Consider the following 8844-nt stretch of genomic DNA (forward strand, 5'->3'; position numbering starts at 1 on the left):
CACCGGATCCCGCAGCGCCGCGAAGTCGTATCGGCGCTGGATTGAGTCCCGCTCGCTGTTGGAGGGGTCGAGAAAGTGGTCGGGTACGGCACCACGGCCCGGCTCCGGTGGCTGGTGCCGGCGTGCGAGGTGCACGGCCTCACCGCCGCTGACGCGAACGAGAAGCAGGGGAGACTCCCCAGCGCGGACGACATTCGGTCCGTGGAGCCCGTCAGCCATGCCCGCAGTATGCCGGCAACCGGCTGCTCGGTTGGTACCCCGACCTGCTGCCGGACGGTAGACCCGGCGGTTTCCACGCCTTCCTTGACCGCTGCCCGGCGATGATCAGGACGGCGGTCGGTTTCAGCCGTCGGAGCCTTCGGCGGCGCCATCTGGCGTGAAAGCACCTTCTGCATCGCCAGCGTCTAGGTAGACGTGTTGGTGGCCCCGGCCGGCGTCGATATTGATCTGGTCAAGCTGGGCCGCGGCAATCGACCAGGTGATCGACGCGAGGGCCGCTTGCCGCGCCGCCAGCGCCAACTGGTTCTTGCGTACGGGGGCGGGGCTGGTTACGGCGAGGGAGACAGAGTCGACCGCGATGGTGCCCTGATCCACCGCGCTTCTGAGGCCACCACGGGCTACGTTGGTTGCGGTGGTGCCCGACGGTGGATCGTCGAACTGTTCGGTTAGCTGGCGCATGGTCTGCTGCCATTGGTGGACCTGAGACGCCTCGGGCGTCCGTCCGGCGTCCGTGTCCTGCTTGATGGCGAGAAGGATCGGCGAGAGCTGGTCGGCTGTCTTTCGGGCCATCTCGGTGAGTTCGATGATCTGCTGGACGTCACGCTTGGCGTTGGCTTCGCGCATCTGTGCGATGCCTGCTTCGGTCGGGCTCGGCTGCCCCACGGCGAACCCGATCAGTCCGCCGACCAGGCCCAGAGCCAACGCCGCCGCGGCAGCGCCCGCGCCCATCCTTGTCGTGGATCGCTGTTGCCGGGCAGGTGAGGCCAGGAGGTAGGACGGTCTTCCGGTTCGACGGGACATGGGCATCCCCCGCATCGATGGTTGTTTGGCTCGGAGCGTATGTCCTTTCACCACGCCCAGTCGATAGTTCTGCTCAGAGAACACGAAGTTTCATCCGTCGATACGAAAGACGCCCGGCAAGGAGGCGGGCAGGACGCGCATCAGTCGGGCGATCAGGCGCGTTGCCTTGATCCTCAGTCTGTCGCCATAGTGGCCGGTGGCCGGGGCCTCGTATGCCGACTGCTGGTGCTCGGGCTCAGCCCCGACGGTTCGGCCGGTCCGGGGGCTCAACGGCCCACAGCGCTCATGGGTGTGCCGGTTCGGATGGAAACCGGATCTGGAAGCGCTCGCGGGCTGGGCCGATGTCTGATGCCGATCACGTCCGGCTGGGGCGGATCGCCGGCGATTTCGCCACCGCGGGCCTGGATGACGGCGGGGAAAGTGGCCGCTGAACCCGGCGAGTCTGCTCAAGTTGGCAACCGATTTCCTTTAGCGGACGCCGTGGGGGTTGCGGCAGCGGCCGCGTGCTGCATCAGACCCAGGGTGGGCTGGTGTCTTGTCACAGACTGATCACGACCGGCGGAGACGTAGTGACAGTCGATTTCAATAGCCGGATGATGCTCCTCGTTCGCCCGCCGCTGGGTGGTTGTCGTCGGAGGAGTCCGTGCGTGAGTCAGTCATCCCCGCAGGCATGCGGACCCTGGCGGCCCAGGCCGACGCAGGGGTGGTGGCCTTCGCCGCCACGGACCCTGCCTCACGTTCTGATCACTCCAGCATGCCTGCGTTGGACACCCGGAGAAGGTGATCGCCCTGAGCACGACTGATTCCGCGCCCCCTGCCGCGCCGCCCGGCGAGCAGCACTCGCACCCGCCAGCGGGGACGGATTCGAAGCCCACGCCGCCGAAACGCGATCGGGCGGTCGGCTCTGTCGAAGTGCTGTGCGTGCTCCTCATTCTCGTCGGCGTCCTGTACCGGCAGATCGGCGCGCTGGTGGCGGACCCGCGATTGCAGACCTGGTTGACGGTGTTCGTGTCGGTGATGGTGCAGGCGGTGCCGTTCCTCGTCTTCGGGGTGGTCCTGTCGGCAGTCATCGCGGTGTTCGTGCCGCGCTCGTTCTGGGCCCGGGCCCTGCCCCGGCATCCGGCGCTCGCCGTGCCGGTTGCCGGCGCGGCCGGGGTCGTGCTGCCCGGCTGTGAGTGCGGGTCGGTGCCGATCGCGGGATCGTTGATCCGCCGCGGGGTCACGCCCGCCGCCGCGTTGGCGTTCCTGCTGGCCGCGCCGGCGATCAACCCGATTGTGCTGACCGCGACCGCCGTGGCGTTCCCGCGTAACCCGGAGATGGTCGCCGCCCGTGGCGGGGCGAGCCTTGTGGTGGCGGTGCTGATCGGATGGTTGTGGCTGCGGCTGGGCCGCACCGAGTGGATTCGCCTGCCGCATCGGGCGCACCTCGATGGGCTGCCCCGGATGGCAGCGTTCTGGGCGGCCTGCCGGCACGACATCATTCACGCCGGGGGGTTCCTCGTCTTCGGCGCGATGGCCGCGGCCACTATCAACGTGGCGGTTCCGCAGCAGTTCCTGCACGACCTGGCGGCCCGGCCGGTGCTGTCGGTGCTGGCGCTGGCGGCGCTGGCAGTGCTGCTGTCGATCTGCTCGGAGGCGGACGCGTTCGTCGCCGCGTCGTTGTCGCAGTTCTCCCTGACCGCTCGTCTGGCGTTCCTCGTGGTCGGTCCGATGGTCGATCTGAAGCTCGTGTCCATGCAGGCCGGCATGTTCGGGCGGCGGTTCGCCGTCCGGTTCGCGCCGGCGACCTTCGTCTTGGCCGTGCTGGTCGCGGCAGCAGTGGGGATGGTGATCTGGTGAACCGGGGCGCTCAGGCGGTGGTGATGGTGTTCTTCGGTGGTGCGATCCTGCGCGCCAGCGTCACCGACGTTTATCTACGCTACGTCAAACAGGGACTACAGCCGTTCCTCATCGCCGCCGCGATCCTGCTGATCATCGCCGCCGTGGTGGCCCTAGTGCAGGAGTTCCGTGGCCCGCACCAGGCGGATGCCCACTCCGCCGCCGACGACGGGCACGGGCACGACCACTCCGGGCTGGCGGCGGGTTGGCTGCTACTGCTGCCGACTCTTGCCTTGCTCTTCGTCGCGCCGTCGGCCCTTGGCGCCGACACCGCCGCTCGCGCCGGCTCCGCCCTGACCAGCAGCCGGCAGGAGACCGAGGGAACGCCGGGCCAGGACAGCCCCTTCCCGCCCCTGCCGTTGGGCGACCCGGTCAAGCTCACCCTCCTCGACTACGGCTCCCGCGCCCTCTACGGCGAGGGCAAGACGCTGCGCGACCGACAGGTCCAACTGACCGGCTTCATCGCTCCCGGCGCGGACGGCCAACCCATGCTCGCCCGCATCATCCTCAGTTGCTGTGCCGCCGACGGCATGCCCGTCAAGATCGGCCTCAGCGGCGATGTGCCCCGTCTGCCCGCCGATAGCTGGGTTCAGGCGACCGGCCGGTGGGTTCCGCAGACCGCCAAGGACCCGATTAACGGATCCGACATCCCGTACCTGGAGGTGGGCACCTGGCAGAAGATCGCGCCACCCAAGAACCCGTACGAGTAGGGCGTGCCGGAGGCCAGCGGGGCGTTCGAGCCACAGGTTGAGCCCGAGGACGCCCCGCCGGGTCGACGGCTGCGACGGGGCCGGCATCCGCGTTGAGGAACTTTCGGGGTGGGAGCGGCCAGTGGTCGCCGTCAGCGAAGCGGGACGGGTAGGCCGGCGCGGAACAGGCCCTGTTCGAGCCAGACGGCGGAGCGTACGCCGTCGGCGGTGGCCCGGCCTGGCGAGGGTGAGCCCGTCGGGTAGGGCAGGCGGGCGAGGTCGCCGGCGGCGGACACGCCGGGCACGGTGGTCTGGGCGAACTCGTCGACACGCACGTAGCCGTCGGGCAGCAGTTCGGCGCCGAGCTGGGCAGCCAGGGGTGCGTGCTGGCGGGTGGGCGCCCGGTGGAAGTCGACCTGCCGGTCCAGGATCGGCTCGGGTAGCTGGTGCGGGCCGTGGGTGGCGGCGACGTCGTCGTCGGTGTACCGGTCGGCGAGCATGACCTGGCCGGGTTCGCGGCCGGGCACGGCGATGCTCTTGCCGCGGGCTTCCCGGCCGTCGCAGAACGGGCAGTGGAAGACGCGGAGTCAGCACCGCCATGGCATCGCCGAACCAGCTGGACAGGATCGCCGTCGACAGCGTCAGACCGTCAGGTTGCCCACGGCCCCCGACCGGGTCCTGACGGACGGTCGGGGGCCGCGGGAATGGTTACGGTGTCAGCCGACCTGGATGGTGTAGCTGACGGTGGGGCTGGCGACCCCGGAGCCGCCCTGCGTGGTGGCCTTAAACGTCAGGGTGTAGGTGCCCAGTGCCGAGAACGCCCAGTTGCCGTGTGCGTGCGTGCCGGCGCTGATGTTGCCGGGCCAGGTGGAGATCGGGCAGCCGGTGGCGGTGTTGGAGTTGAGCCGGTAGGTGGGGGTGCCGAAGGCATTGGTGGTGTAGAGGGTGAATCGGCCGCCGGCGGGGACGGAGGAGACGCTGACCAGTTCCATCTTGATCGATCCCTGGTCCGCGGGCACGTCCTCAGTGTTCCAGCCGGCCCACAGCAGGTTGGTGTTCTCGGCTTGCGGGGCGACATAGACGGTGGAGCCGGCCGCGCCGAGGCAGTTCCAGGCGGATCCACTGGGCACCGTGATGGCAGAGCTCGACGGGAGCCGCAGGGTCGTGCCCGCCGGTGACAGGTCGTCGTTGGCAGGGCTGTACGTTCGGATGTCGAGGGTGAGCGCCCCGTTGGCGTAGTCGACGTCGAGGACGTCGAGGTGGCCGGTCTCGATGGTGGCGGCGGACGCCGGCGCGGCGGCCAAGCCGATGACGGTGGCGGTGACTGCGGCGGTGACCGCCAGCAGCCGCTTCGTGAGCCTCATGAATTGTTCTCCGTTCTACCGGCCGCAAGCCGGGCTGGGGTTACGGGTCAGCACTGGACCTGGAAGGTGAGCCACGCCGGTTCTGAGGTCACGCGGTTGCCGGTGGCGGCCAGGATCCCGGTTGCTTCGACCCTGATGCGGTAGGTGCCCGGCTTCTCGAACGCCCAGTTGGCGTGCAGGTGGCTGCCGACCGGTCTGGTGATCGCGTCGGGCAGGCCATCTTCGCTGTCGACGAGCACGTTCGGCGCGCCGACCGGGTCGGTGGTGAACAGGCTGAACCCGTCCGGGCCGAGCACCCGGGTGACCCTGATGTTGATGCTGTCGGCGCTGAAGACGCCTGCCTCCAGTTCCTCGGTGGCCAGGCCGGGCCACAGCAGGTTCTCGTCCTGGACCTCGGGGAGGATGTGGACGGTGGCGCCGGGAGCGCCGAGGAACGCGTACCTCGGGTCGTCCGGCACGGTCATGGCCGCCTCAGGCTTGACGACGAACACCACGTCGGCCGGGTCGCGCTCCACGTCTGGGACGACGGTCTCGTCGTGGACCGAGATCTCGAGTGCGCCGTTCTCGAAGGCGACGTCAACCGCGTCGACGTGCCCCTGGGACAGCATCACGGTACTGGCCTGGGCGGGTACGGCCCAGGCCAGTGCGCCGGTGGTCATCGCCGCCGTGACGGCGGTCAGTGCCGACATTCTGGCTCGCATGCAACTCCTCCTCACCCGCGACGCCCCGTCGCGGTCGAGACGAAACGATAACCGTTTTCATCTGACTGTCAATGGCATTGGCCGGTCAGCGACACGGCGCGGCGTCATGGGGGCTGGCCCCTCGCGGAGACCTATGTGGAGTGACGAGGTCACATGGCGCCGGTCCGGCGCCCTCGACAGTGCGGTAGGGGTCGTGCTAGCTTCCCCCGAATCTGACATCGGTTTTCATTTCAGAAACTTGGAGGGAGGGGAATGAGGACGAGACGACCGAGGAGTCTCGCCGCTGCCGCTGGCATAGTCATCGCACTCGTCGGTGGCCTAGTGGCGGGTGTCTCCGGCCCCGCTTCGGCCGAGGAGAGCGTGGTGCTGTCCGCAGGTCACGTCGATGCGGTCGATGTGCACTATGAGAACGGCCGGCTGGTGTTGAAGGTGCACGACGACACCGTCCAGCCGTCGGTCAGCCGGGAAACGGGGGACGTGGTGTTCCAGGTACTGCCGCAAGCTGCGGTCGAGGTGCCGGACCTGCCGGAGTACGCGTTTCTCGGGCCCGCGGGCTCGACGGTGTGGCTGCTGCCGATGACACAGGATCCGAACCTGTTGTGGCCGGGGTGGAACACCACCAGATTGCCGTCCGGGGCGTTCCGGGGGGAGAAGGTCAGCCTGAGCCTGGTGGACGTCTCCGGACCGGGCCGCGTCTCGGTGTTCATGACCGACCCGGTCGGGCAGCCGCTGATCAAGTTCCGCAGCGACGACGGGCTGCCGGATGCGATCGACGTGCCGGTCGGCACGCACGCCCACGCCAACTGGGTGTTCGGGGCGCTGGGAAGCTACACGTTGACGTTCCGCGCCGACGCCACGCTCACCGACGGGCGGCAGGTGTCCACCGGCCTGGTGGCGTACCGGTTCGTGGTGGGTGACCTGCCGGATCCCGACCCGCAGGTGCAACTGTCAATCCAGGGCCTGCAGCCGGCGTACGCTCCCGGCGCGACGGTGACGCTGACCGCGGTCCAGACCCCGGCCAGCGACCTGAACCGCTACCGCTGGTTCAGCAGGTGCCCAGGTGCCCAGGAGTTCACCGTGGTACCAGGCGAGGCGTCGGCGGCGTACTCGTTTACCGCCACCGCCCAGCTGGACGACTGCCAGTACCTGGTCCGGCTGTACCGCGACGGTGAGGTCGTGGCGGAGAGCGCACCGGTGACGCTGAACGTCGACGACACCGGCGCGCCAGGGCCGTCGCAGACGATCACGGTCACCATCGACGGAACGCAGGGGGCGTTGGTCGTCAGCGTGGACCCCGACAACCGGACGGTGACGCTGCCGGTGGCCGTGTTGTCCTCGGCCGGTGACCGGTGGCAGAGCAACGGTGACCTGCGTCCGGTCACGGTGACCGACACCCGACCGGGCGAGCCCGGCTGGAATGTCACCGGCCAGTTGAGCGACTTCACCTCCCGGACCGCCCGGGTGGGCGGCAAGTACCTCGGCTGGGCGCCCTCCGTGCTGGCACAGGCGGACGGCCAGGGTGTGCTGGCGGGCCCGGTGGTCGAGCCCGGCTTCGCCTCCGGCAACGGTCTGGCCGCCAGCAGCGTGCTCGGCTCCGCAAGGGCCGGTGCCGGACGGGGCACGGCCCGGCTCGGTGCCGGGCTGAGCCTGGAACTGCCCACCGAAACCGGCGCGGGGCAGTACACCGCGACGTTGACCCTGACCGCCATCTAGATCCATTGCGCCGGTCTCGGCGGCTTGGCCGAAGGTCGCGGCCGCCGAGACGGCGCAATGCCGGCTTCCGAAAGCGAAGCCGACAACCATACGAGGAGACCTGAGGCACTCCACCACCGACGGCGAGACGGATGAAGGCCGCGACGGCGGGGGTGTTCGACCGCGGCGCGCGACCTGCTACCGAAGCGGCGCGGCGTCTTCGGGACGATGGGACGTGAGCTGGTACGCCGAGCCGACCTGCGCCCCGGGCAGCACGTGCTCGACGTGGGCCGCGGACGCGGCACCATCCTGCTCCCGGCGGCGGAGGCCGTCTGGCCGACAGGCAGTGTGACGGCGTCGAAGTGGCTCCGCAAATGGTCGAGTTCACCCGAGCCGAGGCCACAACTGCCGGCCTCAGGCGGATGCAGGTGGAGGTCGCCGACGCCGAGGTCCCACCGCTGCCCGAGACCGGCCTGGGACGCGGTGCTCGCGGGCCTCGTGATGTTCCTGCTTCCGCGCCCCTTGAGGACGTTGCGCGCGTCGTCGTCTGCTCCGCCCCGGCGGACGGGTCGGATTCACCACGTTCGCCGCCCACGACCCCCGGTTCACCGACACAGTGCGCGCTCTGGCGCAGCACCTGCCCGACGGAGAACATCAGTCGCCGATGGAGATCGGGGAGGGCCTCGTCGCCACGCCGGAGTCAACCGCCGCGATGTGGGAAACCGCCGGCTACCGCCGGGTCATGGTCGAGGAGGCAACCTTGCGCAGCCAGGTCGGCGACATCGAGCAGTGGATAACGTGGGCCTGCTCGCATGGCGCCGTGCCCTGCGGGAACGGATTCCGACCGAGCGGCTTCCCGCCGTGCTCGCCGACGCCAGCCGGGTCCTGGCCCGCGCCGGCGGAGAGCTGGTCCTGACCACGACCGTCCGGTTCGCCTCCGGCGCATGCGCCACCCACTGACTCGCTCCCAACCTCTGCCCCAATGACACGGAACCCCGAACCATGCACGTAGCAGTGGTCACGACGACGCCCAACCACGTCACCGGCCGCTGCGGCACCGAATACTCGCCATCCTCGCTGCGCTGACGGCAGCCGCCGGCATCACCGCAAGTCCCGGCGGGGCCACCGCCGGCCGGAGCGTCGGGGGACCTGGTCGGACTCGCCCATGGGATGCAGCCATGCATGGGCACCTCCACGCACGGACACCTGCTCTGCCCCGCCGGGTGGGAGGCTGACTAGTTTGATTAGGGATCCTCATTGATCGTAGGATGATCGTGTGGAACTTCTTCGGCTTGCGAAGGCCGCGAAGCGTCTTGGTGTTCACCCTGTGACGCTTCGCCTGTGGGCTGATTCGGGGAAGATTCCAGTGACGTGGGTGGGCCGTGAGCGGCGGTTTTCCTCGATTGATGTCGAGGCGATGAAGGTCTCCAGCGGCGGCGGGCGTCTTCGGTTGGAAGGCCTGTACGTGCGGGTCTCCGGTTCCGCAGGGCAGGAGTCCTC

At 69.3% G+C, this 8844-nt stretch carries 9 protein-coding genes; 5 read left to right on the plus strand and 4 right to left on the minus strand.

Going from position 1 to position 8844, the window contains the following annotated elements; all coding sequences use genetic code 11:
• Positions 1-342 precede the first annotated feature (342 nt).
• Entirely contained in the window at positions 343-948 is a 606-nt protein-coding gene (locus tag ACY34I_RS39465) for a hypothetical protein (RefSeq protein WP_462760507.1), read from the minus strand.
• An 861-nt stretch (positions 949-1809) separates the two neighbouring features.
• Between ACY34I_RS39465 and ACY34I_RS39470 the strand changes: the two genes are divergently transcribed.
• Both ACY34I_RS39470 and ACY34I_RS39475 read left to right on the plus strand, forming a co-directional pair.
• The gene (locus tag ACY34I_RS39470; protein WP_462760523.1) at positions 1810-2859 is read left to right on the plus strand and encodes a permease; all 1050 of its coding nucleotides are present in this window, start codon (positions 1810-1812) and stop codon (positions 2857-2859) included.
• On the plus strand, positions 2856-3608 hold the full coding sequence (locus ACY34I_RS39475) for a TIGR03943 family putative permease subunit (RefSeq protein ID WP_462760509.1): 753 nt from the start codon (positions 2856-2858) through the stop codon (positions 3606-3608). Before ACY34I_RS39470 ends, ACY34I_RS39475 begins: the two co-directional genes overlap by 4 nt.
• 131 nt (positions 3609-3739) lie before the next feature.
• On the opposite strand, the gene ACY34I_RS39480 is transcribed toward ACY34I_RS39475, so the two are convergent.
• The 3 genes from ACY34I_RS39480 to ACY34I_RS39490 all read right to left on the minus strand — a co-directional run bounded on the left by ACY34I_RS39480 (position 3740) and on the right by ACY34I_RS39490 (position 5652).
• Entirely contained in the window at positions 3740-4114 is a 375-nt protein-coding gene (locus tag ACY34I_RS39480; protein ID WP_462760511.1) for an FAD-dependent oxidoreductase, read from the minus strand.
• Positions 4115-4303: 189 nt separating this feature from the next.
• Positions 4304-4951 carry a choice-of-anchor M domain-containing protein gene (locus tag ACY34I_RS39485; RefSeq protein WP_462760513.1) on the minus strand — a complete coding sequence of 216 codons (648 nt, stop codon included), beginning with the start codon at positions 4949-4951 and terminating at the stop codon, positions 4304-4306.
• A 47-nt stretch (positions 4952-4998) separates the two neighbouring features.
• Entirely contained in the window at positions 4999-5652 is a 654-nt protein-coding gene (locus ACY34I_RS39490) for a choice-of-anchor M domain-containing protein (RefSeq protein WP_462760515.1), read from the minus strand.
• 252 nt (positions 5653-5904) lie between these two features.
• Between ACY34I_RS39490 and ACY34I_RS39495 the strand changes: the two genes are divergently transcribed.
• From ACY34I_RS39495 to ACY34I_RS39505, 3 genes are all read left to right on the plus strand, one after another.
• Complete coding sequence (locus tag ACY34I_RS39495) at positions 5905-7365, plus strand: choice-of-anchor M domain-containing protein (protein WP_462760517.1); 1461 nt, start codon at positions 5905-5907, stop codon at positions 7363-7365.
• 777 nt (positions 7366-8142) lie between these two features.
• Positions 8143-8304: a hypothetical protein gene (locus ACY34I_RS39500; protein ID WP_462760519.1), complete on the plus strand. Its 162-nt coding sequence runs from the start codon at positions 8143-8145 to the stop codon at positions 8302-8304.
• Positions 8305-8620: 316 nt separating this feature from the next.
• Positions 8621-8844: helix-turn-helix domain-containing protein (locus ACY34I_RS39505; protein ID WP_462760521.1), on the plus strand; the 224-nt coding region annotated here is incomplete at its 3' end.

The sequence above is a fragment of the Micromonospora sp. RTBAU3-60 genome (assembly GCF_054963695.1).